The organism is Microbacterium oxydans, assembly GCF_006540085.1.
Classification (GTDB): Bacteria; Actinomycetota; Actinomycetes; order Actinomycetales; family Microbacteriaceae; genus Microbacterium; species Microbacterium oxydans.
This window is the reverse complement of sequence record NZ_BJOG01000010.1, coordinates 82,088-107,787: the sequence shown is the minus strand read 5'-3', so window position 1 is coordinate 107,787 and position 25,700 is coordinate 82,088. Positions and strand designations below refer to the sequence as shown.

Below are 25,700 nucleotides of genomic sequence, written 5' to 3'. Positions count from 1 at the left end.
AGTGAGCGATGCCTAGGATGGAGGGGTGACCTCCTCGCCCTCAGCTCCGAATCCGGCCACGCCTCGAACGTCCCGACGTATCCTCGGCATCTCACTGGTGATCATCGCCGCACTGATCGCGGTGTTCTTCGTGTTCGCCTCCCTCTACACGGAATTCCTCTGGTTCGACCAGGTGGGCTTCACCGGCGTCCTCACGACGCAGTGGATCGCCACGGCGGTGATGTTCGTGGTCGGCTTCCTCGGGATGGCCGTGCCGCTGTTCGTCGTCATCCAGCTCGCCTACCGGCTCCGTCCCGTGTACGTCCGGCTCAGTTCGCAGCTGGACCGCTACCAGGAGGTCATCGAACCGCTCCGTCGCCTGGCGATGTGGGGCATGCCGATCTTCTTCGGTCTCTTCGCCGGTTTCGCTGCCGCCGGGCAGTGGAAGACGGTCTGGCTCTGGGCCAACGGTGTGGCGACGTCCGACGTCGACCCCCAGTTCGGCATCGACACCGGCTTCTACATGTTCGCGATGCCGTTCTACTCGATCCTGCTCGCGTTCGTCTCCGCGGTGCTCCTGCTCTCGCTGCTGGTGACCGCGCTGGTGTCGTACCTGTACGGCTCTGTGCGCATCGGCCAGGGCGAGCTGCGCATCTCGAAGCCCGCCCGCATCCAGCTCGCGGTGATCGCCGGCCTCTACCTGCTCGTGCAGGCCGCCAGCCTCTGGCTCGACCAGTACAAGACCCTCGTCGAGCCCGACGACCGCATCACCGGTGCGGCCTACACGGGCGTCAACGCGACGATCCCCGGTCTCGCGATCCTCGCCATCATCGCCGCCGTCGTGGCGATACTCTTCTTCGTCACCGCCGTCATCGGGCGCTGGCGCTTCCCGCTGGCGGCGACCGCCCTGCTGATCGTGGCATCGCTCGTCGTGGGCATCGGTTACCCCTGGGTCGTCACCACGTTCCAGGTGAAGCCGAACCAGAACGCCTACCAGGCCGAGTACTACCAGCGGAACATCGACGGCACCAAGGAGGCGTACGGGGTGGCAGACCTCGAGACCACGCCGTTCGCCGCCAAGACGGACGCCGAGGCCGGCCAGCTGCGCGCAGACGCCGAGACCACCGCTTCGACGCGCATCATGGACCCGAAGGTGATCCCGCCGACGGTGCGTCAGCTCGAGCAGTACCGCGGCTATTACCAGTTCCAGACCACGATGGACGTGGACCGCTACGAGATCGACGGCAAGATGCAGGACACCGTGGTGTCTGTGCGCGACCTCGACATGTCGGGCCTCGGCGACGGCGACAACTGGAACAACCGTGTCGCGGTGTACACGCACGGCTACGGTCTCGTGGCCGCCGCGGGCAACCAGCGCACCACCGACGGCGAGCCCGTGTTCCTCGAGCGCGGCATCCCGACCTCGGGCTTCCTGTCCGACCGCGAGAACTTCGAACCGCGTGTGTACTTCGGCGAGAACTCGCCCGAGTACTCGATCGTCGGCGCCCCCAAGGACTCCGAGCCCGCGGAGATCGACTACCCGCGCGGCAAGGACGGCTCGAGTGAGACGAAGACCACGTTCGAGGGCGACGGCGGTCCGAAGATCGGCGACACGTTCACGAAGCTGCTCTACGCGCTGAAGTTCCAGTCAGAGCAGATCCTGTTCTCGAACCTCGTCAACGAGGACTCGCAGATCCTCTACGACCGCGACCCCAAGACGCGCGTCCAGAAGGTCGCGCCGTACCTCGAGCTCGACAGCGACCCGTACCCGAGCGTGGTGGACGGCCGTATCGTCTGGATCGTCGACGGCTACACGACCAGCCAGACCTACCCGTACTCGACGAGCGTGAGCCTGTCGGACGCGATCGCCGACTCCAACATCCCGTCGCCGACGCTCGCCATCGACGACATCAACTACATCCGCAACTCGGTCAAGGCGACCGTGGACGCGTATGACGGTTCGGTGACGCTGTACGCGTGGGACGACGAGGACCCGGTGCTGAAGACCTGGCAGAAGGTCTACCCGTCGACGCTGAAGCCGATCAGCGAGATGTCCGGTGAGCTCATGAGTCACGTGCGCTACCCGACCGACCTGTTCAAGGTGCAGCGCGACATCCTCGGCGTCTACCACGTCGACAAGGCCGGATCGTTCGCTCAGCAGGACAACCGCTGGCAGACGCCGAACGATCCGCGCAGCGAGTCGATGTTGCAGCCGCCGTACTACCTGACCATGCAGATGCCGGGTCAGGACGCCCCGAGATTCTCGATGTTCTCCACGTTCATCCCGAACTCGCAGGGCGCGGGAGGAAGCCGTGACGTGCTCATGGGCTACCTCGCGGTGGATTCCGATGCGGGGTCGGAGAAGGGCGTGAAGGCGGACGGCTACGGCCAGCTGCGCATGCTCGAGATCGACACCGACACCACGGTCCCCGGTCCCGGCCAGGTGCAGAACACGTACAACTCCGACACGTCGGTGGTCCCCCAGCTCAACCTGCTCCAGCAGGGGGAGTCCGAGGTCATCTACGGAAACCTGTTGACGCTGCCCGTCGGTGGCGGTCTGCTCTACGTGCAGCCCGTCTACGTACAGTCGTCCGAGGGAACCCAGCTGCCGCGACTGCAGAAGGTGCTCGTGGCGTTCGGTGATCGCGTCGCGTTCGAGAACACGCTCACGGAAGCGCTCGACACGCTGTTCGGCGGTGATTCCGGTGCGACCGGCGGTGACGACACGGTGGAGCCGGATCCGAACGCCGAGGTCCCGGACACCGGAGAGGTCCCCACGGAGCCCTCGCAGCCCACGGACGCCCAAGCGGACGCACTGGCGGCCGCTCAGGCGGCCCTGGTCGACCGCGAGACCGCGCTCAAGGCGGGTGACCTCGCGAAGTTCGCCGAGGCCGACGAGCGCCTCACTGCCGCGGTCCAGAAGCTGATCGAGCTGGACTCCGCGGGCAACTGACCTGCGGCAACGATTCGAATGGGCGTCCCTCGGGGCGCCCATTCGTGTCTCGACCCCCGCCGGGTCCATACCGGCCGATCAGATCAATCCGATCGCGGTGGACGCCATGGCCGAGCTCGGTATCGACATCGCGGCGGAGGCGCCGAAGGTGCTCACCACCGAAGCCGTCCAGGCGTCGGACGTCGTGATCACGATGGGATGCGGAGATGCCTGCCCCCTCTTCCCAGGGAAGCGCTACGAGGACTGGAAGCTCGATGACCCCGCAGGGCAGGGCATCGAAGCGGTCCGTCCCATCCGCGACGACATCCGCACCCGGATCGAGCGCCTGGTGGCCGAACTCCTCTGACTCGCTGCCCGCTGCCCGCTGCCCGCTGCGGCTGATGCGGTTCAGGATGAACAGAGAAAGCGAAAGGCTCTCTGAACTGGATTTCTCCGAGTCGGAGGGGCTGTCGTTTGTTGCGGGGCCAGGATTTGAACCTGCGACCTCCGGGAGCCAGGCGCCCCTACTACAAAGCTTGTGCTGGTTTGCGCGATCTTTGGCTGACCGGGTCTTTCCGTGGGGTCATCCAATCAGCGCAAATCACCGCGAATCAGGCATTGCGTCCGATTTCTGTCGAGCGAATGTGTCGAGCTTTCGCCCTCGCGCGTCAGCGGCGTCCCCTGGGCCCTCTGCCGGCACTCGCGCCTCGATCACGGAGAACTGCGGGCTATCGAGCAGCCGCCACCCATCAGACACCTCGCCCCAGACATGGCGCTCAGCGTTGGTGATGTCGACAGGTTCCGCATCCGTCGATCTTCTCAGACGCGCGGAACGCGCTTGGCTAGGACCTAACTCATACTGGCGCACGATTCGACTGGAGCTGAACATATCTTCAGTTGTCCGGTGTTCCGGGGATGGCTGGAGCGCACGCACGGCCTGATATCGATACTTCGCCATTCAAAACCTCCCCGGGAGCGCGAGGCCGCTGTTGTCGATGGCGTCGATGATGTGGTCTACGCGCCGATGGCAGTCCGCGTCTGGATGAGCGGGCAGGTGAAGACGTCGCGTTCTCCTAGTCCGACACGGTTGATGTAGCGGACCACGATTCTGTAGGACGTGAGCAGTCCGACCTGAGCGTACGGCACCCCGTTGTCGTGACAGTACGCGGCGACGAGGGGGGCCGCGCGACGCAGATGCGGGCGCGGCATCGAGGGAAAGAGGTGGTGTTCGATCTGATAGTTCAGGCCCCCCATGAGCACGTCTAGGGCACGGCTTCCGTGAACGTTGCGGCTCATCATCACTTGGCGGCGGAGGAAGTCCAGTTTCATGTCGCGCGGCACGATGGGCATCCCCTTGTGGTTCGGCGCGAACGAGATGCCCATGTAGAACCCGAACAACCCCAGCTGGACAGCAAGGAACACGAACGCTATCCCTGGGGAGAGCACCACGAACACCAGCAGCAAGTACCCTCCGATCCGGACTGTCAGGAAGAGGATCTCCGCCCACCGCCGCGGAAGCTTGCCAGCCGAGAGAACGCGCCGAACGCCCGACGCATGCAACGACAGCCCCTCAAACAGCAGGATCGGAAAGAAGAGCAGGCCTTGATGCCCGCGCAACCATCGCAACAGGGGACTGCGGTGCCTCGCCGTAGTCTCCGGCGTGACGGCGATCACGGGCAGTTCGATATCCGGATCAGCATCGAGCTTGTTCGGGTTGGCGTGGTGGCGAGTGTGTTTGTGCTGCCACCACCCGTAGCTCATGCCCACGAGCAGGTCCCCGAGGACGATGCTCACCCAATCGTTCCACTTCCCTGAAGAGAAGATCTGCCGGTGCGCGGCATCATGCCCCAAGAACGCGATCTGAGTGAACACGACCGCCAGTGCCGCCGCGGTGACCAGCTGCCACCACGACTCACCGATCCACACAAACGCTGCGAGGCACGCCGCGACGACCACCGGAGCTGCGATCAGCTTCGTCCAGTAGTACCCATAGCGGCGTCGTAGGAGACCTCGGTCCCGGACTTGCTGTGCGAGATCTGTAAACGGGCTCGCGACCCGTTGTCCCGCGTCCGAACGGTCGCGGGGATATGTGCTGCGGACGGTAGTCATGATGACCTCCAGGCGGATGTGTCCGCTAGCTGCGGGCGGCGCCGCCCTCGCTGATCCAATCATCTGCACGCGCTGAGGTATCGACATCCGCGTTCGGGGTGCTGGAGGAGAAAGTGACCGACTCCGCCAACGCCGCAACGGCGGCAGCGCGTGCCTGCTCCCGCTCGGATGCATCGTTGAGCCTCGCGGACGCGACCTCGCGCTCGGCGCGAATCGTTGCAGTCATCTCCGACAGGTGTTCGGCGATGACCTGTGCGAGGCCGTCACGGAGCTCTTCCAGGTTCGTGTTGTAAATCTCGAGGCGTCGATCCGAGACGTGCAACTCGACGGTGGGATACCCCTTCGTCGACAAGTAATCGCGGGTGGTGCCGTCATGGATCGCGGTGACTTCGTCGCGATCTGCCTGGCGGGTGAACACCGCTTCCACGGTGTAACGGTCGGGCGCTTCGTCGGTCATCAGCTTCGCCGGCAGAGATCCGACGAGCACCGTCCCCAGCCCGAGTGGGGAATCGTTCTTCAGTTGTGTACTCATTTGCCGACGGTACGCTCTCAAGCTGTACGCGCTCACAGGTACGTTTCTCCGGCCACCCCGAGGTGCCACCTCGAAGGGTCTCGCACCGCAGGCACACGCTACGGTGCCACCCAAGTCCCCTGCAGTAGTTGGAAGGCGTTGATCACGGGGGGTGTAGCGGGGGTATCGCGGGTGTACGGTTCGGACTAGAGCGCGGCCCGAACTTCTGGGGAGTTTGGAGGCGTCGTTCTGGTCGGCGGGGCTCTTACTAGCAGTGCGATGGAGCTCTCCTCGTGAGGGCCCTTCCGCTGTTCGCAAACCCTGTTCTCGCAAGGTGCGTCCGCCGCTCAGGGGACCCCAGACCCGCGACGGGCGCACCGCCTGAGGTCGGCCAGCAGCTATACAACGTTCCGTCGAGTCGCCGTGTCGCGCGTTCACGGAAGCATGTGACTATCCCAGCCAGAATCGTTTGAAGATGACTCTCGCCCTGCACGATGCGTTGGATCGGGAACATCACGGAGTGGAGGAGCCTGCTGATCTCGCTGTGCTGCACTTCGCTGCTGTCCACCCGGACCGTGAGCCGATGGCTGCATATTCTCGACCGAATCTGTCGAGTCGTGCGCGATTAAAAAGGTGAAGGCCCCGAGATCGTAGTGATCTCGGGGCCTATCTTGTTGCGGGGACAGGATTTGAACCTGCGACCTCCGGGTTATGAGCCCGGCGAGCTACCGAACTGCTCCACCCCGCGGCACAAGAAGAAACTTATCACGGATTCCGAGGTCGGTCTAATCGAGGGGCCCTCCGGACGGGGCCCCGGGCGTGTCGATGCGCGAGGATGGAGACATGTCCGAGACCGCAGCCGTCCCCGTCGCCGTGTGCCAGTTCGCGCCGACCGCATCCCGAGCCGACAATCGTGAACGGATAGCCGAGCTGACATCAGCTGCGGCTGCGCGCGGCGCGAAGCTGATCGTGTTCCCGGAGTACTCCAGCTACTTCGTGGACCCGATGGACGAGAGCCTGGTGGCGAACGCGGAAGAACTCGACGGGGAGTTCGTCTCGACGCTGACGGCGCTGGCGGGGGAGTACGCGGTCGTGATCGTCGCCGGCCTCGCCGAACGGGCATCCGACGAGCGGCGGGTCCGGAACACGGTCGTGGCGGTGCGAGGCGACGGCGTGCTCGCGGTGTACCGCAAGCAGCACCTCTACGACGCGTTCGGGCAGACCGAGTCCGATTGGGTCGAGCCCGGCGAGGTGGGAGTCGCGGCCACCTTCGACCTGGGCGGTCTGCGGTTCGGGCTCATGACCTGCTACGACCTCCGATTCCCGGAGGTCGCCCGCTCTCTCGTCGACGCGGAGGCCGACGTCCTGGTCGTGCCGGCGGAGTGGGTGAGAGGTCCGCTCAAGGAGCACCACTGGACGACACTGCTCGCCGCGCGCGCGATCGAGAACACCGTGTACGTGCTCGCGGCCGACCATCCGACGCCTATCGGTGTCGGGCACTCGCAGATCGTCGACCCCCAGGGCGTCGTGCTCGCCGGAGTGGGCACCGGCCCGGGGATCGCGGTCGCCGCCGTGGAGCGGGACATGATCGAGCGCGTCCGCGTGACCAACCCCTCGCTGCGGGCACGACGGTATGTCGTCGAGCCCGTGCGGGCCTAGCGGCCGGACAGAGCGGCGAGGCGGGTCGCCGCCTCCTCGAGCACCTCGACGCGCTTGCAGGCGGCGAATCGCACCAGACCCGAGTACTCGCTCCTGTGTGCAGCGGAGACGAACGCCGTGAGCGGGATCGCCACGACACCGGCGCGCTCCGGCAGGGCCCGGCAGAATGCAGCGGCGTCTCCTCCACCCAGGCCGGTCGCGTCGGCGACGGTGAAGTAGCCGCCCTGCGGGGCGTGCACGGTGAAGCCCGCCGCGCGCAGACCATCGCCGAGGATCCCGTGTTTGCGTGCAAGCAACGCTGCGGAGTCGGCGAAGTACGCGTCGTCCATCCGCAACCCCACCGCGACGGCGGGCTGGAAGGGCGAGCCGTTCACATACGTCAGATACTGCTTCACGGTCAGGACTGCGGTGATCAGGGCGGAAGGCCCATGCACCCACCCGATCTTCCATCCCGTCGCGGAGAAGGTCTTCCCGGCGGACGAGATCGTGAGCGTGCGGTCGGCGGCTCCGGGAAGGGTGGCGATCGGCGTGTGCGGGGCATGGAACGCCAGATGCTCGTACACCTCGTCTGTGACGATGATCGCATCGTGCTTCTCCGCCAGGCGCACCACCTCCTCGAGCACATCGCGCCCGAAGACCGCGCCCGTCGGGTTGTGCGGGTCGTTGACGAGGATGATCCTGGTGCGGTCGTTCACGGTCGCGGCGAGGCGCTCGAGGTCGGGCTGGAAGTCCGGAGCCCGCAACGGCACCGTGCGAAGGGCTGCCCCTGCGAGGGCCACGGCGGCCGCGTACGAGTCGTAGTAGGGCTCGAACACGACCACCTCGTCCTCGGGGCCGTCGATGAGCGCCAGGAGGGTCGCGGTGAGAGCCTCGGTCGCCCCTGCGGTCACGATCACCTCGGTGGCCGGATCGACCGAGAGCCCGTAGAAGCGCTGCTGATGCGCGCTGATGGCTTCGAGGAGATCGGGGATGCCGCGACCGGGCGGATACTGATTCGCTCCGCTCGCGATGGCCGCTCGTGCGGCCTCCAGAACCTCGGCGGGACCGTCCTCGTCGGGGAAGCCCTGCCCGAGGTTGATGGCACCGGTTCTGGCCGCTGCCGCCGACATCTCTGCGAAGATGGTGGGCGCGACGGTTCCGTCCGCAGCGAGCAGACCTGCACCCGCTGCCGTGCGCCGCCATGCGCCGGGAATGACACTCATGAAGAACAGGCTAAGGCCATAGCTGAAACTCATCCTCGACATAAGGAACGCACAGATACAGGCGTCATTCTGAAATGGTCGTCGAAGGAGCACACACCATGAACGAAGACAACCCCCAGGACCAGTCGGTACCCGCGTCGAACGACGCCGTGCCGTCCACCGAGGCCGCAGAGGTCGCCGCACAGCCGGCGACGAACGCCGCCGCTGACTCGACCGCGCCCTCCGTCGCGACGTCATCCGTGCCGTCGGCGCCTGTCGCTCCGGCCGCTGCCGCGCCGACACAGGGCCACGAGATGCCGTCGTCCTTCACTTCGCAGGCCCCGGCCGCGCCCGTGATCGCCCCGGTTCCGCACGGCTACGCGGCACCGGCCGCCGGCGCACCGGGAACGGCCACTGCGCAGGGAGCCGCGTTCGGCATCCCCACCGCGACCGCGCACACGCAGCCCACCCAGCCTCTCGGCGACGGCGCTCCGTACGGCGCCCACGGCGACGGGACGAAGACCAAGGAGCAGAAGCCTCGTGGCGGCGCGAAGTTCGCCGCCTTCATCGTGGCCGCAGCCCTGGTCGGCGGAGTCGCCGGATTCGGCGGAGGGGCGCTGCTCAACGGCATCCAGGACCGCCCGTCGTCGGGCACAGCCACAGGGCCGCAGACCGTGACGGTGAACAACCCCGGATCCGTCAACGAGACGACCGCCGTCGCCACGGCAGCCCTTCCCTCCGTCGTGACCATCGAGGTCGCCGGCTCCGACCAGGCGGGCAGCGGGTCCGGCGTCATCATCAGCGACGACGGATACGTGCTCACCAACACGCACGTCGTGACGCTGGGCGGCGCGGTCGCCGATCCGACGATCCGCGTGACGACGTCGGACGGGCGCATCTTCGAGGCGACCGTGGTCGGCACCGACCCGATCTACGACCTCGCCGTGATCAAGCTGAAGGATGCCAAGGGGCTCACCCCGATGGAGTTCGCCGACTCCTCGAAGCTCAACGTCGGAGACACGGCCGTCGCGCTGGGCGCGCCGCTGGGACTGGCGAACTCCGTCACGACCGGCATCGTGAGCGCCCTGAACCGGAGCATCCAGATCGCCTCCTCCGCGCTGCCCGACTCCTCGTCGCAGGATGCGCCGGATCAGCAGCAGACGCCCGATCAGGGGCAGGGACAGGGACCGTTCCAGTTCGACATCCCGGGCAGCGGCACGCCGCAGACCTCCGACTCCATCTCGATCGCGGTGATCCAGACGGACGCGGCGATCAACCACGGCAACTCCGGTGGTGCTCTGGTGAACAGCAAGGGCGAGCTGATCGGCATCAACGTGGCGATCGCGAGTTCGGGAAGCTCCGAGGAGTCGGGCTCGATCGGCATCGGCTTCGCCATCCCGTCGAACATCGCCAAGCGCGTCTCGGACGAGATCATCGCCGACGGGGTCGCGACGCACGGTCTGCTGGGCGCCTCCGTGCAGGACGCCTCGAGCGTGCAGGGAGCGACCGTCTCCGGGGCCTACATCGCCAAGGCGAACGAGGGCGGCGCAGCGGCGGCCGCCGGCATCAAGGAGGGTGACGTGGTCACCGAGTTCAACGGTGTCCCCATCACCAGTGCGAGCGATCTCACCGCCCAGGTCCGTGCGGCTGCGGCCGGCAGCGATGCCAAGGTCACGTACGTGCGCGGAGGCAAGGACTACGACGTCGACGTGACGCTCGGCGAACTCGCCGGCTGAGTACGCCTCACACACAGAGAAGGACGCCACCCCGCGATAGGCTCGCGGAGTGGCGTCCTTCTCTTTCGGCACCGGCAATGCGGCCAAGCTGCTCCGGATCCCGCTGTATGCCGTCGGACGCATCGGCACGCTCGTGCTGCCGCGTGGACGGCGCTGGGTCTTCGGCTGTGGAGCCGGGGTCGGTGACGGCGCTCTCGCGCTGCAGCGCCACGCAGCGCGGCTCGGCCACGACACGGTATGGCTCACGTCGTCGGAGCGCGAGGACCACGACGCTGCCGCACTCGGCATCCGCTTCGTCCGCAAGAGCGGGTTGCGAGGCTGGTGGGCGACAGCGCGGGCGGGCGTGCTCGTCGTGACCCACGGACTGGGCGACGTGAACCGCTACGCGAACGGGGGCGGGTTCGTCGTCCAGCTCTGGCACGGGATCCCGTTGAAGCGGATCGGGCTGGACTCCCGGGCGACGACGGAGGTCCCCGCCGTCCCCGGAGCGGCGCTGCTGAGTCGCGCGGTCGGTGTCCTGTACCGTGCGGCCGCCCAGCGCATCCGCGTGCTCCCTGCGGCCTCGCATCGCGCGAGAGGGCGCCTGGAGTCGGCGTTCGGCCTCGGCGACGAGCGCGTCGTCGTCACGGGGGAGCCTCGCGTCGACGTGCTCTCCTCCGGACCGGCGGATGAGGTGAGATCGCGCGCGTCCGCCCTGCTCCGTCGAGTCGCGGGCGACGTCTCCGAGACCTCGCGCACCATCCTGTACGCGCCGACCTGGCGCGACGGCGCCGCCGACCCCGCGGTCCCCACCGGCGAGGAGTGGATCCGCATCCTGCGTGTGCTCGAGCAACACGACGCCGTGTTGTTCGTGCGCTCCCATCCGCTGGGCGAGGGCGGGTATGCGCCGCCGCTTCCGAGCAGGCGGGTGCGCGCGCTCGGCTCCTCTCTGCTGGCGGACGTGACCCCCGTGCTTCCCGCGGTCGACGTGCTCATCACCGACTACTCCTCGCTCGCGTACGACGTCGGTCTGCTGCGGATGCCCGTGCTCTTCCTGGCTCCTGATGCGGAGGAGTACGGCCGCACCCGCGGGTTCTACGGCCGGTTCGAGGACGTCGCGGGGCCCGATGCGGCCTCCGACTGGACGCAGTTGCTGATGCAGCTCGACGCGCTCCTCGGCGATGATGCCGTGCGTGACGCGGCGTCCGAGCGTTCCGCTACGCTCAGCGCGGAGATGCATGCATATCGGGACGGACGGAACACCGAGCGTGTGTACCAGGTCATCCGCGCGCGGGGGATACCCGCGCCGAAGGGAGCAGTATGACAACGGCCCGCATCGATGACGCGGCGGAGGCCCTGATCATCGAAGGGACCGGTCAGCGACCGGAAGCGGCAGAGCTGGTGGGTCCGCGAGCGCAGGTCGATGCCCGCCTCACCGGCGGAGGGAGAACCTGGAAGGCGACCTTCCCTCTGCAGGCGTCGCGGTGGGGTGGCCCGTCCCTCCCGCTGCCGACCGGAGCATACGAGCTGCGCATCCCCGGCGTCGATCTGGATGAGCTGCAGCTGCCGTCCACGGTGCTCACCGGGGTCCGCGTCGCCGTGAACGCAGGCACCGTCCGCATCGCCGCTCCGATCGACCCGGTCTACGAGACCGCGGAAGGCCGCTCGACCCTGGAGGAGCGTTACGTCGCGCAGGCGGGCGGAACCGAGAACGCGGTGTTCTTCGAGAGCTTCTACGGCCGCAGCGTCGGCTGCAACCCGCGGGCCATCGATCGCGAACTCGCGGCGCGTGCTCCCGAGGTGCGGCGATACTGGAGCGTCGTCGACCTCTCCGTCGAGGTCCCGGAAGGAGCGATCGCCGTCGTCGAGGGCAGTCCGCAGTGGTGGCACGCTCGCGGGGCGGCCCGGCTGCTCGTGGTGAACGACTGGCTGCGCCGACGTTTCGCACGCAAGCCGGGACAGAAGGTGCTCCAGACATGGCACGGCACGCCGCTCAAGCGACTGGCCCTGCACCGCCCCGGCTTCGACCCGCGGCGCATGGCCGCCGTCGTGAAGGAGTCACGGCGTTGGGACGTCCTGCTGGCGCAGAACACCTATTCCGAACGCATCCTCCGCAAGGCCTACGCCTTCTTCGGACGCCCGATCTGGGTGGAGGGCTACCCGCGGAACGACGCGCTCACCACGGGGGATCCCGTCGCGGTCCGCGCATCGTTGGGTATCGAGGCGGATGAGCGCGTGCTCCTCTACGCGCCGACGTGGCGGGACGACCGCGCGGAGATGGTGGACTTCATCGACGCTGAGCTGCTGGCACGCGAGGCCGACGCCGTTGTCCTCGTCCGCGGGCACTCGCGCACCCTGGAGCAGGGGCGGGACCGCGCAGGTGCGCGTGTCATCGACGTGACCGGGTACCCGGAGACCGCGCGGCTGCTCCTCGCCGCCGACGCACTGATCACCGACTACTCCTCTGTCATGTTCGACTTCAGCGTGACCGGCAAGCCCATGTACTTCCTGGTTCCCGATATCGATCACTACCGCGGACAGCTGCGGGGCTTCTACTTCGATCTCGCCGAGAGGGCACCAGGGCCGCTCGTGCGCACGCAGGAGGAGCTCACCGCCGCTCTCGCCGATTCAGGGCACGAGGCCGTCTACGCGGCGCGGTACGCCGCCTGGCGGAGGCAGTTCAACTCGCGCGACGACGGTCACGCCGCCGAGCGCGTGGTCGACCGGATCCTCGATCTGGGGTTCGTCACGCGCTGATAGCGCCGGTGGTGTGGGCTGGTGTCTGCCGCCGGCTCAGGGAAGAGGCGTGTTGCGGGTGCCGAGACGCGAGGCATCCACGGTGTCGCGGGCGCCGCGCAGGACCCCGCCGAGGAAGCCCAGTCCCCACGAGACGTGCATGGTCGGGAGCACCAGGATCGTCCAGAGTCGTTGGCGGAAGCCGCCGCCGCCTGGTGCGAGAGCGACCCCGAGGACGAGAAGAAGGTACAGCGCGAGCGGTCCGTAGACGAGGATCGACGCGACGAGGGAGGCTGCTCCGGCGAGCACCCCCGTCACCTGCAGCACAGCGAGGACGACCGCGAGAGCGATGACCACGACCAGCGCCGGGGGAGCGAAGTAGCGGATTCCGTTGCTCCTGCCGAATCGGCGTACGAGCTCACCCCTCCAGGCGCCTGTCGCCCGGAACTGTCGAGCCAGGCGCAGCCAGCTCTCCCGCGGCCAGTAGGTCACAGAGAGGGCGGGGTCGAACCACACGCGGTGTCCGGCCTGACGGATCCTCAGGTTGAGTTCCCAGTCCTCGCCTCGTCGGATCGAGTCGTCGAACAGGCCGACCTCGTCGAGCACCTCGCGTCGCATCACACCGAGGTAGGCCGACTGCGCCTCACCTTCGTGCGCGCTCCCGTGGTAGGCGCCGCCGCCGAGTCCGACCGGGGAGTTGTAGAGCCGCGCGACCGCCTTCTGGAACGGGGTGCGCCCTTCGGCGTGCATCACCCCGCCGACATTCGCCGACCCGGTCCGCTCCAGGGTCTCCATCGCGCGGGCGGCGTAGCCGGGGGAGAGCTCGGAGTGCGCGTCGACGCGCACGATCGTGTCATAGCGACTCGCGCGGATGGCGGCGTTCAGGCCCACCGGGATGTGCGCGGCGGGGTTTTCGACCAACCGGATCCGGTCATCTGCTTCGGCGAGTCGGCGTGCGAGCTCGGTGGTGCCGTCCGTCGACGGTCCCAGCGCGAGCACCAGCTCCGTCGGCGCATCGACGTCCTGCGCGAGCACCGAGGCGATCGCATGCTCGAGGTAGGCGCGCTCGTTGAGCACCGGCATCACGAAGGACACCCCGGAAGGGGGAGCGGGGAATTCGGATGCGGACACATGACGATCATGGCACGGCGCCGACGGACGTTCCCTGAGGGGCGCGGGAACGGCGTTCCTCGGTCAGCCGGACGCGGCGACCTACGCCGGTGGGCACGATCAGGACGAACTATCCTGGAGGGATGGGTGCACTGTCTGACGCGAAGAAGGCATACCGTCTGCTGAAGCGGGCGCTCGCGTCACGCTCGGCGGTGCAGCGCGTGCGGCGGCACCTCGCGGAGCAGGAACCGCTTCCCGCCGGTCACTTCAAGGTCGCGGTCTACTTCGCCGACGGCGCCGTGAACATGTACCAGATGCGCCAGTGGTACCGCCCGCTCATCGAGCTCTCGAAGCGCTGGCCCGTCGTGGTGCTCTCCCGGCAGGCGACCGGGGCCGAGAAGCTGCTCGAGGAGGTCTCGCCACCGGTGGCGTTCGTGCCGACGGTGCGTGATCTGGAGCGCTTCATCGCGACGCAGGACATCCGTGTCGTGCTCTACGTGAACCAGAACACCCGCAACTTCCAGATGTTCCGCTACGGACGGCGCTGGCACGTCTTCATCAATCACGGCGAGTCCGACAAGATGTACATGACGACGAACCAGTACAAGGCGTACGACTATGCCTTCGTCGCCGGTCAGGCTGCGCGGGATCGGCTCTCACGCACACTGTGGGATTACGACGTCGACCGCCGCACGATCGAGATCGGCCGTCCGCAGGCGGATCACTACTCCGGGACCCTTCCCTACACGCCGGACGAGCGCACCGTCGTGCTGTACGCCCCCACGTGGGAGGGCGATCGTCCCAGTGCCCACTACGGCTCCATCGCCTCGCACGGCGAGAGCCTCGTGAACCGACTGCTGGCGACCGGCGCGCACCGCGTGATCTACCGTCCCCACCCGCGCAGCGGGGTGGTCGACGAGGAGTACGGTGCGGCGCATCGGCGCATCGTGGCGGCCATCGAGGCTGCGAACGCCGCCGACGCTACCGCTCATCACGTCTATGACGCCGCCCCCGAACTCGGCTGGCAGCTCACGGCCGCCGATGTCGCGATCGTCGACATCTCCGCCATGGTCTACGACAGGCTCGCGGCGGGGAAGCCCCTCATGATCACCCGGCCGGCCGACGAGCAGGCGTCGATCGACACGCAGGGCTACCTGTCGGACTGCGAGTGGCTCACCGTCGAGGGTGCCGACGATATCGTGGCGGAGGTCGAGAGGGTCCGGGCCGACGAGGCGGCGATCGCCCGACTCCGGATGTGGGTGCAGCACTACTTCGGCGACACCACGCAGGGGGTGGCGACGGCGAAGTTCCATGCCGCTGTCGAACGCCTGATGCAGGAGTGGGAGCACTGGCATTCCCGCGAGGTCGGGAGCGTCCGTGACGACGAGGACGATGACGACGAAGAAGCCGAAGACGAGGACGCCTGAGCATGCGGTTCCCGCAGTCGAGCGCGATCGTGCCCCGCTTCGTGCAGGTGGATCACACCGGTTCCACGAACGCCGACCTGCGGGCGCACGCTGCTGAGGTCGAGGGGTGGCCGCACCTGGCGACTCTGGTGACCCGCGATCAGCGTGCCGGACGTGGCCGTCTCGACCGCACCTGGGTCGCTCCAGCCGGCTCGGCGCTCGCCGTCTCGGTGCTGTTGCGGACACTGCCGGCGGAGCCCACGGCACGCGGGTGGATTCCACTCGCCGCCGGCGCCGCGATGGTGAAGGCGATCGGCGCGCAGCTTCCCGGTCACGACGTCTCCATGAAGTGGCCGAACGATGTGCTCGTCGACGCGCACAAGATCTGCGGCATCCTCGCGGAGGCGACCGCGGACGCGGTGGTGGTGGGTGCCGGGGTCAACACGGAGATGACACGCGAGCAGCTTCCTCTGCCCACCGCGACGTCGTTCGCCGCGCTGGGCGCTGCCGTGGACGAGGACCTGCTGCTGTCGGTATACCTGGAGACGCTCGACCGCCATCTGGCCGCGCTCACCGCTTCGGAGGACGCGGTCGCGAGCGGTCTGCACGGTGTCGTCTCGGCGCTGTGCGCGACCATCGGACAGGCGGTGCGGGTGTCGATGCCTGCCGGAGCGGTACTGGAGGGCGTGGCGTCGTCGATCGACGCGGAAGGCCGTCTTCTCGTCGTGTCGGACGGCCGGGAACATGCTGTCTCGGCCGGTGACGTCGTGCACGTGCGGCCTGCCGGAAGCTGACACGCCGTCGCACAGACGGCTTTGTCGCAGATCACAGGCACAATGGTGGGGTGACCCAGCCTGTGACGCTCGGTGGACGGCCTCTGATGCCGCCGCCCGGAACGCCTTCGGAGGAGTTGCTGATCGCGCGCTTCCGGAGCCACGCGCGGCGTCTGTTCTGGTCTGCCGTCGTGCTCATCGCGGCGTTCGGGGCCACGGGCTACTTCTTCGGCAACCTGCCGGAGGGGTTCGAGGACTGGATGCTCCTCGCCGCCGCCGGGGCGTTGGTGCTCTTCGCCGTCGTGCTGCCGTTCATCATCTGGTACTCCCGGACCACCACGGTCACCACCAGACGGGTCATCGCTCGTCAGGGGCTCGGAGCCCGGAGTCGTCATGAGATGTCCCATGCGCGCGGCTACACCATCGCCGTGCGTCGCGGTCCGCTGCAGCGCCTGTGGGGCTCGGGAACCATCATCCTCTCGAACGGTGTCGATGCTCCCCTCCGACTGCCCAACGTCCCCAACGTGACCCTCGTGCACGAGACGCTCGCAGACCAGATCGAGGTCGGGCAGATCCTCGCCCATCGCGACGCACAGGCCGTCGGCGACTGAACCGCGAGTCGACCGCGGCGGGTGCACGGTACAGGTGCACGGTAGAGCTGCACCATCGCGCCGCCATATCCGCAACCTGTCGTGCGCGCCATGATCGGTGAGCGAGAATGGGAAGGACGAATGGAGGCGGCACATGGCGCTGCGTGTGGGCGTGATCGGCGGAGGACAGCTGGCACGGATGATGATCGCTCCGGCGGTCGAGCTCGGACTCGATCTGCGAGTGCTCGCCGAGGATGAGGGGATGTCCGCCGGGCTCGCGGCCACGGCCGTCGGCGACTATCGCGATCTGGAGACCGTGCGCGCATTCGCGGCCGATGTCGACGTCGTCACCTTCGACCACGAGCACGTTCCGCAGGATGTCCTTCGTCAGCTGGTCGACGGCGGTGTGGTCGTCCACCCCGGACCGGACGCGCTGCAGTACGCCCAGGACAAGATCGTGATGCGCAGGCGCCTCGCGGAACTCGGAGTGCCTCAGCCCGAATGGGCTGTGGTGCGCACGGAGCCCGAACTCCAAGCCTTCCTGGACGAGCACGGAGGCGCCGGTGTGGTGAAGACGCCACGCGGCGGGTACGACGGCAAGGGTGTGCGCGTCGTGCGTGCGGCCGCGGAGGCGCAGGACTGGCTGGTGGCGCTCGCCGAAGGTGACGCGCTCCTCGTCGAGGAACTCGTCCCGTTCGTGCGTGAGCTCGCGCAGCAGGTCGCGCGTCGCGCCGGTGGCGAGATGGTCGCGTATCCGGTGGTCGAGACGGTGCAGCGTGATGGCGTGTGCGCCGAGGTCATCGCTCCCGCTCCCGCTGCGACGGAACGACTCGCGGAGGTCGCCGAGGGGATCGGCCGCGCCATCGCCGAGGGGCTGGGGGTGACCGGGATGCTCGCGGTCGAACTGTTCGAGACCGACGACGAGCGAATCCTCGTGAACGAGCTCGCGATGCGTCCGCACAACAGCGGGCACTGGAGCCAGGACGGTGCCGTCACCGGCCAGTTCGAACAGCACCTGCGCGCAGTCGCCGACCTTCCGCTCGGCAGCACTGCACTGCGGGCGCCCTGGTCCGTCATGGTGAACATCCTCGGGGGACCGGCTGAGGGCACCATCGAGGAGCGGTTCGGTGCGGCGATGGCTGAGCACCCGCAGGCGAAGATCCACACGTACGGGAAGGCTCCGAGGCCCGGCCGCAAGGTCGGTCACGTGAACGTCGCTGATGCGGACCTCGACGATGCGGTCTACGTCGCGCGAGCCGTCGCCGCCCACTTCGACTGATCAGCGACCGGCAGGGCCGACTCCCGGAAACATGCGGGATCAGAGGTGTGCCGTTCGGGGAATCTCACAGCACCAGACCGTACCCTGATCTGGTGACTGAGCCACTGCACTCCTCCGCCGCACCTCTCGTCGGCGTCGTGATGGGATCCGACTCCGACTGGCGCGTGATGAGCGACGCATCTCAGGCCCTCACGGACTTCGGAGTCCCGCACGAGGTAGAGGTGGTGTCGGCGCACCGGACCCCCGACAAGCTCATGTCGTACGCGCGCGACGCACGCTCCCGCGGCATCCGCGTCATCATCGCCGGTGCCGGGGGAGCTGCTCACCTTCCCGGGATGCTCGCTTCGATGACGCCGCTGCCCGTGGTGGGAGTGCCGGTGCCGCTCGCCTTCCTCGACGGCATGGACTCGCTCCTGTCCATCGTGCAGATGCCCGCAGGCATCCCGGTGGCGACGGTCTCCATCGGCGGAGCCCGCAACGCCGGTCTGCTCGCCGCACGCATCCTCGGGACCTCGGATGTCGCGCTCGCGGATCGCGTCGAGCAGTATGCCCGCGACCTCGAGGCGCAGGTCGAGGAGAAGAACGAACGGTTGAAGGGCTCGCTGTGACCCTTGCGCCTCCGCGCGCATCACAGCGCCCGCTCATCGAGACCCGGCCGCTACGGCACCCGGACTCCGCCGACCCCGGCGTGATGACCAAGCGCGGCTGGTGGCTGCTCGTGATGAACCTCCTGGTGCCGGGCTCGGCGCAGGTCGTCGCGGGCAATCGGCGACTCGGTCGATTCGGGCTCGGCGCCACCCTGCTCGCCTGGTTCCTCGCGATCGTCACGGTGGCGCTCGCCGTGTTCGCCCGTCCCGTCCTGCTGTGGCTCACGATCGGTGGGGGATTCTTCTCCACCGTGGTCCTGACACTCGTGCAGGCGCTGCTCGTCGGCTACGTCGTGCTCTGGGCGGTGCTGACGTTCGACACGTTGCGCATGGTGAGGCTCGTCAAGCTGCCCACCCTGTCCCGGCTCGCCATCCCGGTCGTCGCGCTGGTCCTCCTGGGACTCGTGGGCGGCGGGGCAGCTTATGCGGCCACGGCCGTGGGGTCCGTCCGCAACACCATCGGATCGATCTTCGGTCAGAGCGGCCCCAGCGTCGCGCCCAGCGACGGCTATTACAACATCCTCCTCCTCGGAGCGGACAGCGGCGACGGCCGTGACTCGATGCGCTTCGACAGCATCTCTGTGGTCTCGGTGAATGCCGACACCGGTGCCGTGACGATCACCGGCATCCCGCGAGAACTCCCGAACGCACCGTTCAGCGACGGCAGCCCGATGCAGGAGCTGTATCCCGACGGTTTCGAGGGGCATGGCTCCTCGACCTGCGGTTGGAACGGGTGGATGAACCACGTACGCAACGCCGCTGAGGTCTGCCGGGAGGACGGCGGCAAGGGGCTCTACCCCGACGCCGTCGCCAAAGGCTCGGAACCGGGCATCGAGGCCACCAAGGACGCCGCAGAGGGAGTCCTCGGGATCGAGATCCCGTACTACGTGTTCGTCGACATGCACGGGTTCGCTGAGCTCGTCGACGCGCTGGGTGGGGTCGAGATCAACGTCACGGAGCGCCTGCCCAAGGGCGGTCCGCCCGAGGGGTGGACGGGCAGCGATGTGAACGAGTGGGCCATCGGGTGGATCGAGCCCGGCAAGCAGCGCATGGATGGCGACACGGCGCAGTGGTACGCCCGCTCGCGGTACACCACCAGCGACTGGGATCGGATGAAGCGTCAGCGGGAACTGCAGGCGGCCATTCTCGCGCAGTTCACCCCGCAGACGGTGCTCACACGTTTCAACGAAGTGGCAGCGGCGGGTACGGCGTTGATCAGCACCGACCTTCCCTCCGACAAGCTGCCCGAGTTCTTCGACCTGATGCTGAAGGCGAAGGAGCAGCCGGTCACCACGATCGAGCTCACGCCCGATTCGGGCGTCGACGAGCACCAGCCGGACTACGCGTTCATCCGCGACATGATCCAGCAGAAGCTGCACCCCCCGACGGCGACGCCGACGCCCGAGCCCTGATCGAGAGTCCCGGGCGAGGCGTGCTGGACTTCCCACGACGGCCAGGGCGAAGCCGTGTACCCGGGCACCGTCGGCACCGGCGCTCCTGAGCGCACGCGCGACAAAGCCCACGACCGCCTCCCGGAGGAGGACAGCCGTGGGCTTCCGGCGATTTTCCGCCGGATGCACCAGACGACGGTGATCGGAGGGGGAGGGATCACCGTCGTCCAGTCGACCACCGCACGAGGCGGCAGCCGGACCTAGGCGCGCTTGCGGCGCGAGGCTCCCACTGCGACGAGGGCTCCGCCGGCCACCAGAGCTGCTGCTCCGCCGCCGAGGATCCACGGCGACACGTCTCCACCGGTCAGGGCCAGCTCGATGCCGCCCCCGGTGAGGGGAAGCTCGGAGCCCGCAGCCGCGACGCCGGGATCGTGGTCGCAGCTGGCCGCGGCATCGTGTCCGTGCGACACGGTGATGGTCGCGGTGTACGAGCGCGAGCCGTTGAAGGCGACCGCGTAGGAGCCTTCGCCGTCGGACGGCGGGCGGAACGTGAGCGTCATGCTCCCGTCAGCGGCAGCGGTGTTGCCCGAGATCGCCGCCTTCGCGGCGTTGTAGCCGGACACCGCCACGTTGACGTTCTCGGACGGAACGAAGTAGCCGGGACCGAACACGATCGTCGACGCTTCGCAGATGTCGATGATGGGGTCGCCGACCTTGGCGCCGGGAGGCGTCGGATAGGAATCGGACGACGCGACAGGTGCAGTCGGCGCAGCGGTGGCCACGGTTGGCGCGACGAAAACGAGCGCGCCGGCGGCAAGGCTGATGGCAGCCAGTTTCTTCAGCATGATTTCTCCCCAGAATTTCACGCGGAATCGCCTTTGGACACACCCCTGCATCCAACTGCGTGGCGTCTTCCTGCCCCCACGGCAGGATGACAGACGCCAGATATTCCCCAGTGAGTCGACGATACCCTATCGGGTGGCGAAAGTCACGAAGCGCATCGCAGCGGTTCCCGTGTCGTCTCGGGGGTGTCGATGAGGGGGGTGTGCAGCACCTCGGTGAGTCTCTGCCCTGCACCCGTGCCCTGGAACTCGACGGTGATCGTCGTCGACTCGCCAGGCGCGAGCGACACCTCGTGCTGAACCGCCGAGCGGTCGCCGATCATCGCGGTCTGAACGCCCTCTTCCGCCCCGTCGCGATCGATGTGCGAAGGCGTCGCCCCTTCCGGGCCGTACACGGCGATCAGGGTCCGCACGGTGCCGGCGGGCACCCCGTAGAAGCCGTCGGCCGTGACGTAGGTGGGCAGCGAGGTGGCGGCGTCGGCGGGCGCGGTGTTGGTCCACGTCACGCGCACCTGGGTCGTCGGCTGGCCCTGGCAGGTGCCGACCGACGTCGAGAGGGACGCCCTGGTGTAGTAGTCCATCTTCCCGCCGGTGGTGTCGTTCATCAGCACGCCGACGTAGGTCGCATCGCCGGTGTCCGCGGGGATCGTGCCGCCGAGGTCGGAGTCGGCGAGCACGGCCTCCTCATCTTCGTGAGCACTCCAGATGCGGATGCGTCCTTCCGCCGCGGAGTCCGCGAGTGCTCCCAGCAGAGCTCGTGGCTCTGCGCCGGAGAGCGCAGCGCCGAACAACGCCCCTGCGGCCTGCGCGAAGATCTCGTCCTGCACCGCGGGGTCGGGGACTGCGGCGTAGATCTGCGAGAGAAGGATGTCGGTGACGTTGTCGGAGCTCGCCGTGAAAGGTCCGAACGTGAGGTCGCCGGTGGCAGCGAGCAGGTGCTTCGCCACGACCGCGTCGACGGCGACGACACCGTCGACGGTTCCGCCGAATCGGCCCTGCCACCGTGTGGCGATCGCGGCACCTGCTTCGCGGAAGTCCGGGATGCTCGTGATGTTCTGCAGATAGCGACCTGGACGGTCCTCGAACAGGGCGGTCGTCGAGTCGCTGAGCGGCAGGGCCGTGTCGAGCGGGGGGAAGTCGCGAGTCGATGCCTGAGTCTGGAGGGTGATCCTTCCGTTCTCGGCGTGCAGCAGCGCGATCGCCCCGATGATTCCCCCCGAGGAGCGCAGTTCCGCATTGTTCTGCATCGCGAGCACGTAGGTACGGGGGCCTTCGCCGCCGAGCATGGTCGGCAGCAGCACGGCAGCACCGTGCAGCGAGCCGACCAACGTCGCGGCTTCGGTGACGGAGGAACGCATCGTGCGGATGGCATCGGCGAGCGGGGGGAGCGTCGCATCGGCGTCTATGCGACGTGCCTGCTGCTGCGCGGCCGTGAGCGCGGTCTCGGCGGTTCCCAGAGGGCCTGCGATCTCTGCGAACGGTGCGAGGTCGATGGAGCCACCGGTGAAGCCGAGGCTCGCCAGATCGAAGTCCGCCGCCACGTCGAGGAGCGGCGTCAGCGCGTCGGATGACACGTCGTCGGCGATCTCGGCGATGTCGCTGACGGCACTGAAGTTGGGGCCGACCCATGGCAGTGCTCCGAACGCGTGCCAGACCGGGTCGGAGGTGAGGTCGTGCGCGGAGTCCGCATTGTGCGCGATGCTCCTGGCGAGGGGCTTGGCTGCGTCGAGGTCACCGGCCGCGATCGCCGCCTTCAGCTGCGCGCTGCCTTTGGCCACCTGCTGAAGATCGCTCACCGCGCCGAACCCTCGGATGGCGACCCAGCCGATCGCGACGACCAGAAGGGACAGAAGAACGCCGACGGTCCACCCGATCCATCGGCGTCGGACGGGAAGTCGACCATCGCTCACTCGAGCATTCAAGCACGAACCTCTGCTGCCGTGGTGGGCGGAAACTGTGCGAACGCTGACATTCGCGCGTCTCCGGCGGTGTGCTCCGCGGGGGAGAGGTATGGCGAGGATAGCCTGGGGCCATGGGTGCTCGGCTACGCGTTGTTCTGGATCAGCTCGCGAGCGTCGTCGATCCCGACCACGCCGAGGCAGCGGTCGGGCTGGTCGGCGGTCTGGTCGCCACGGCGCCGTCGGGATGCGCGGTCGATGCGATCGTCCCCGCAGGTGCTTCCGTGCCGGTGGCGGGGATCGCCGACGTGCGCACGCTCGCCATGGGCCGGCGTGAGCTCGCCGCGGCCTGGCAGCTCGGCATCGCCCCCGGTGTCGGCGGAGGGCTCATCCACTCGCCGACCCTGATGGCACCGCTCGTCCGACACGACCGGCTTCATGACAACGATCAGACGACCGTCACGGTGTGGGATCTGCGTGCCTGGGACGCTCCGGAGCAGTTGTCCAAGGGGACCGTCGCGTGGCAGCGCGGCATGCTCAGACGTGCCGTGAGACACTCCGACGCCGTGGTGGTGCCCTCTCATGCCGTCGCCGAGAGACTCGCCGAGCTCGCGAAGCTCGGCGACCGCATCCGCGTGATCGCAGGTGCACCGCCGCAGGGTTTCGGCGGTGCCGGCGAGGGAGCCGCTCCCCGCGGTGCACTGTCGCCTACCGGCGGGTACCTGGTGCTCACAGGGTCTGTCGCCGAAGCGGCGGAAGGCTTCCGCGGAGCGGTGGCGGCCGGTCTCGATGCCATCGTCATCGATGCACCGGAGGGATCCGAGCCCCGCTACGTGGAGGCGGCCTCCGCGTCGGGACTCCCGGAGCGCCGCGTGCATGTGCGAGGCGCCCTCTCGGCCGAAGACCGTGCTGGTGTCCTCGAGGGTGCCTCTGCGTATGTGGCCGCCGACGCCACGGCAGGGTGGCCCTGGCGTGCCGTGGAGGCGATGACGCTGGGACTGCCGGTCGTCGCCGTCGACAGCGGTTCGCATCGTGATGTCATCTCTGACGGCGGGCGGATCGTCCCCGTCGATGCGATCGCGGAGGCGGTCGAGGATGCGGCAGGCGGATCCGCCGAACGCCTCAAGGTGCTCGCGTCCGATCGGTCGCGAGCCTTCTCCTGGGCGAGTTCAGCCGAACGCCTCTGGGGACTGCACGCGGACCTCTGAATCAGGCTCGCATCAGTTCGACGGCGTCCTTGCTCGGACCGTCGAAGTGCACCTTCCCGCCCTTGAGCAGGATGCCGCGCTCGCAGAGATTCGACACCATGTTGAGGTCGTGGCTCACGACGACGAGGGTCTTCCCCTGCGCGTGCAGCTCTCGGACGCGGGCGAGGCACTTCTTCTGGAAAGGCTCGTCGCCCACCGAGAGGATCTCGTCGATGAGGAGCACATCCATCTCGGTGTGGATCGCCACGGAGAAGGCCAGGCGCAGGAACATCCCGGAGGAGTAGTGCTTGACCTCGGTGTCGATGAACTTCTCGATCTCGCTGAAGGCGACGATCTCGTCGTAGCGAGCCTCGGTCTCCTTCTTGCTCATGCCGAGAATTGCGGCATTCAGGAAGATGTTCTCCCTGCCGGATAGATCGGGGTGGAAGCCGGCGCCGACCTCGATGAGTCCGGCTACTCGACCACGCGTGAGGGCGGTGCCGGTGTCGGGCTCGAGCACTCCGGAGATCAGCTTGAGCATGGTGGATTTGCCGGAGCCGTTGAATCCGAGGAGCGCGACCGACTCGCCCTCGCCGATCTCGAACGACACTCCGTCGAGGGCGTGAAAGTTCGTCGTGAGCGGCTTACGGCGGATGGCAGCGAGGGCTGTCTCCTTGATCGAATGCGTGTGACGAAGCTTGAAGGTCTTGTGCACGTCGTCGATCACGACGCGGGGCAGTGTCTGCGTCAGGGGCTCAGAGATCTTGGGCAAAACGGCCCTCCAGTCGGCGGAAGACGAGCTGGCCGATGACCAGCGCGGCGAGAGACGTCACGAGGGCGATCAGCCCGTACATCCAGAGGTCGGGGAGAGGGGAGGCGTTGTCGGGGCCGAGGGGGAACCAGATGCCGTAGTGGAACAGCTCGACGGCCGCCGTGATCGGGTTCAGTCGGTAGAGAACGAAGAGCCACTCCGGTGCGACACGGGCCACCTGCGTCCACTCGTACATGACGGGCGACGCCCAGATCGCGACCATGACGATGATCTCGACGAAGCTCTGCGCGTCGCGGAACGTGACGTTGATCGCGCCGAAGAACAGCCCGAGACCACTCGCCAGCACGGCGATGATCACCAGCGAGAGCACGATCGCGGCCACCGACGCCAGGGAAGGCGCCCACCCGAAGAAGAGGGAGATCCCCACGACGACGATGATCTGCGGAACCGTGTTGACGGCGGCGATCATCATGCTCGCGATGGGGAACATCTCACGGGGCAGATAGATCTTCTTGATGAGCGCCGCATTGTCGACGAGGGAGCGCGTGCCGTTCGAGAAGGCCTCGTTGAAGAAGGTGACGACCGTGATCCCCGACAGCAGATAGATCGGGAAGAACTCGACTCGATCGTTCAGACCGAGGAAGACGCCGATGGCGACGAAGAAGACGACGAACTGGACGAGCGGCTTCACGTACGACCAGAGCCAGCCGAAGATGGAGCCCCGGTACCTGATCTGCACTTCCTTCCGCACGATGAGCGAGAGGAGATAGCGCTGTCGGAAGACTTCGAGAAGTCCTCGATTCGCGCCGGGGGTCGTCAACCTCTGCGCCTCGAGCGTGCGAGCCTGTTGCACCGCGGATCCACCTTCCGTATGCGCCGACCGTCTCGCGCGCACCGGAGACAATCATACGAGTGACTCTGGGCGCTACCTGGCAACCAGGAGGGACCGGATGCCCGCCGTGGTGGCACAGCCGAGACCCAGG

The 25,700-nt window shown here is 67.7% G+C and carries 21 protein-coding genes and 1 tRNA gene; 13 read left to right on the top strand and 9 right to left on the bottom strand.

Features of this window, described 5'->3' with window-relative positions; genetic code table 11:
- Window positions 1-25 precede the first annotated feature (25 nt).
- The gene (locus MOX01_RS18315) at window positions 26-2,932 is read left to right on the top strand and encodes a UPF0182 family membrane protein (protein WP_058631840.1); all 2,907 of its coding nucleotides are present in this window, start codon (window positions 26-28) and stop codon (window positions 2,930-2,932) included.
- Between the two features lies 1 nt (window position 2,933).
- The gene (locus MOX01_RS18310; protein WP_113681868.1) at window positions 2,934-3,278 is read left to right on the top strand and encodes an arsenate reductase/protein-tyrosine-phosphatase family protein; all 345 of its coding nucleotides are present in this window, start codon (window positions 2,934-2,936) and stop codon (window positions 3,276-3,278) included.
- Between the two features lie 647 nt (window positions 3,279-3,925).
- On the opposite strand, the gene MOX01_RS18305 is transcribed toward MOX01_RS18310, so the two are convergent.
- The 3 genes from MOX01_RS18305 to MOX01_RS18295 all read right to left on the bottom strand — a co-directional run bounded on the left by MOX01_RS18305 (window position 3,926) and on the right by MOX01_RS18295 (window position 6,279).
- Entirely contained in the window at window positions 3,926-5,020 is a 1,095-nt protein-coding gene (locus MOX01_RS18305) for a fatty acid desaturase family protein (RefSeq protein ID WP_141370986.1), read from the bottom strand.
- Window positions 5,021-5,045: 25 nt separating this feature from the next.
- A complete protein-coding gene (locus MOX01_RS18300; protein ID WP_230979373.1) occupies window positions 5,046-5,477 on the bottom strand; it encodes a hypothetical protein in 432 nt (143 codons plus the stop codon).
- A gap of 728 nt (window positions 5,478-6,205) precedes the next feature.
- A tRNA-Met gene (locus MOX01_RS18295) sits at window positions 6,206-6,279 on the bottom strand.
- Window positions 6,280-6,374: 95 nt separating this feature from the next.
- On the opposite strand from MOX01_RS18295, the gene MOX01_RS18290 reads away from it, so the two are divergent.
- Window positions 6,375-7,190, top strand: a complete 816-nt coding sequence (locus tag MOX01_RS18290; RefSeq protein ID WP_046749834.1) for a carbon-nitrogen hydrolase family protein — start codon at window positions 6,375-6,377, stop codon at window positions 7,188-7,190.
- Here the strand turns inward: MOX01_RS18290 and MOX01_RS18285 are convergent.
- A complete protein-coding gene (locus MOX01_RS18285; RefSeq protein WP_061015801.1) occupies window positions 7,187-8,392 on the bottom strand; it encodes an aminotransferase class I/II-fold pyridoxal phosphate-dependent enzyme in 1,206 nt (401 codons plus the stop codon). The genes MOX01_RS18290 and MOX01_RS18285 overlap by 4 nt on opposite strands.
- Window positions 8,393-8,490: 98 nt before the next feature.
- Between MOX01_RS18285 and MOX01_RS18280 the strand changes: the two genes are divergently transcribed.
- The 3 genes from MOX01_RS18280 to MOX01_RS18270 are packed head-to-tail and all read left to right on the top strand — an operon-like array spanning window position 8,491 to window position 12,843.
- The gene (locus MOX01_RS18280; protein ID WP_230977843.1) at window positions 8,491-10,107 is read left to right on the top strand and encodes a S1C family serine protease; all 1,617 of its coding nucleotides are present in this window, start codon (window positions 8,491-8,493) and stop codon (window positions 10,105-10,107) included.
- 49 nt (window positions 10,108-10,156) lie between these two features.
- Window positions 10,157-11,410, top strand: coding sequence for a CDP-glycerol glycerophosphotransferase family protein (locus tag MOX01_RS18275; protein WP_141370982.1), 1,254 nt, complete (start codon window positions 10,157-10,159; stop codon window positions 11,408-11,410).
- Window positions 11,407-12,843, top strand: a complete 1,437-nt coding sequence (locus tag MOX01_RS18270; protein WP_141370980.1) for a CDP-glycerol glycerophosphotransferase family protein — start codon at window positions 11,407-11,409, stop codon at window positions 12,841-12,843. Before MOX01_RS18275 ends, MOX01_RS18270 begins: the two co-directional genes overlap by 4 nt.
- Window positions 12,844-12,879: 36 nt before the next feature.
- Here the strand turns inward: MOX01_RS18270 and MOX01_RS18265 are convergent, their stop codons facing one another.
- Window positions 12,880-13,953: a glycosyltransferase family 2 protein gene (locus MOX01_RS18265; RefSeq protein WP_269140016.1), complete on the bottom strand. Its 1,074-nt coding sequence runs from the start codon at window positions 13,951-13,953 to the stop codon at window positions 12,880-12,882.
- A gap of 122 nt (window positions 13,954-14,075) precedes the next feature.
- On the opposite strand from MOX01_RS18265, the gene MOX01_RS18260 reads away from it, so the two are divergent.
- The 6 genes from MOX01_RS18260 to MOX01_RS18235 all read left to right on the top strand — a co-directional run bounded on the left by MOX01_RS18260 (window position 14,076) and on the right by MOX01_RS18235 (window position 20,039).
- Window positions 14,076-15,359, top strand: a complete 1,284-nt coding sequence (locus tag MOX01_RS18260; RefSeq protein WP_141370978.1) for a CDP-glycerol glycerophosphotransferase family protein — start codon at window positions 14,076-14,078, stop codon at window positions 15,357-15,359.
- Window positions 15,360-15,361: 2 nt separating this feature from the next.
- Window positions 15,362-16,132, top strand: coding sequence for a biotin--[acetyl-CoA-carboxylase] ligase (locus tag MOX01_RS18255; RefSeq protein ID WP_141370976.1), 771 nt, complete (start codon window positions 15,362-15,364; stop codon window positions 16,130-16,132).
- Between the two features lie 86 nt (window positions 16,133-16,218).
- Window positions 16,219-16,722 (top strand): PH domain-containing protein, encoded by a 504-nt coding sequence (locus tag MOX01_RS18250; protein ID WP_046749535.1) that lies wholly within the window; start codon window positions 16,219-16,221, stop codon window positions 16,720-16,722.
- A gap of 133 nt (window positions 16,723-16,855) precedes the next feature.
- A complete protein-coding gene (locus MOX01_RS18245; protein WP_141370974.1) occupies window positions 16,856-17,980 on the top strand; it encodes a 5-(carboxyamino)imidazole ribonucleotide synthase in 1,125 nt (374 codons plus the stop codon).
- Window positions 17,981-18,120: 140 nt separating this feature from the next.
- Window positions 18,121-18,588: a 5-(carboxyamino)imidazole ribonucleotide mutase gene (gene purE, locus MOX01_RS18240; RefSeq protein ID WP_046749831.1), complete on the top strand. Its 468-nt coding sequence runs from the start codon at window positions 18,121-18,123 to the stop codon at window positions 18,586-18,588.
- Window positions 18,585-20,039, top strand: a complete 1,455-nt coding sequence (locus MOX01_RS18235) for an LCP family protein (protein WP_141370972.1) — start codon at window positions 18,585-18,587, stop codon at window positions 20,037-20,039. Before purE ends, MOX01_RS18235 begins: the two co-directional genes overlap by 4 nt.
- Window positions 20,040-20,278: 239 nt before the next feature.
- On the opposite strand, the gene MOX01_RS18230 is transcribed toward MOX01_RS18235, so the two are convergent.
- Window positions 20,279-20,863, bottom strand: coding sequence for an LAVTG motif-containing sortase-dependent surface protein (locus MOX01_RS18230; protein ID WP_046749531.1), 585 nt, complete (start codon window positions 20,861-20,863; stop codon window positions 20,279-20,281).
- A 143-nt stretch (window positions 20,864-21,006) separates the two neighbouring features.
- On the bottom strand, window positions 21,007-22,770 hold the full coding sequence (locus MOX01_RS18225) for a DUF4012 domain-containing protein (protein WP_141370970.1): 1,764 nt from the start codon (window positions 22,768-22,770) through the stop codon (window positions 21,007-21,009).
- A gap of 122 nt (window positions 22,771-22,892) precedes the next feature.
- On the opposite strand from MOX01_RS18225, the gene MOX01_RS18220 reads away from it, so the two are divergent.
- The gene (locus tag MOX01_RS18220) at window positions 22,893-23,966 is read left to right on the top strand and encodes a glycosyltransferase (protein ID WP_141370968.1); all 1,074 of its coding nucleotides are present in this window, start codon (window positions 22,893-22,895) and stop codon (window positions 23,964-23,966) included.
- Between the two features lies 1 nt (window position 23,967).
- Here the strand turns inward: MOX01_RS18220 and MOX01_RS18215 are convergent, their stop codons facing one another.
- Together MOX01_RS18215 and MOX01_RS18210 are read right to left on the bottom strand one after the other, a co-directional pair.
- Complete coding sequence (locus tag MOX01_RS18215; protein WP_371861874.1) at window positions 23,968-24,708, bottom strand: ABC transporter ATP-binding protein; 741 nt, start codon at window positions 24,706-24,708, stop codon at window positions 23,968-23,970.
- Window positions 24,701-25,570, bottom strand: a complete 870-nt coding sequence (locus MOX01_RS18210; protein WP_113680200.1) for an ABC transporter permease — start codon at window positions 25,568-25,570, stop codon at window positions 24,701-24,703. Before MOX01_RS18210 ends, MOX01_RS18215 begins: the two co-directional genes overlap by 8 nt.
- Between the last annotated feature and the right edge of the window lie 130 nt (window positions 25,571-25,700).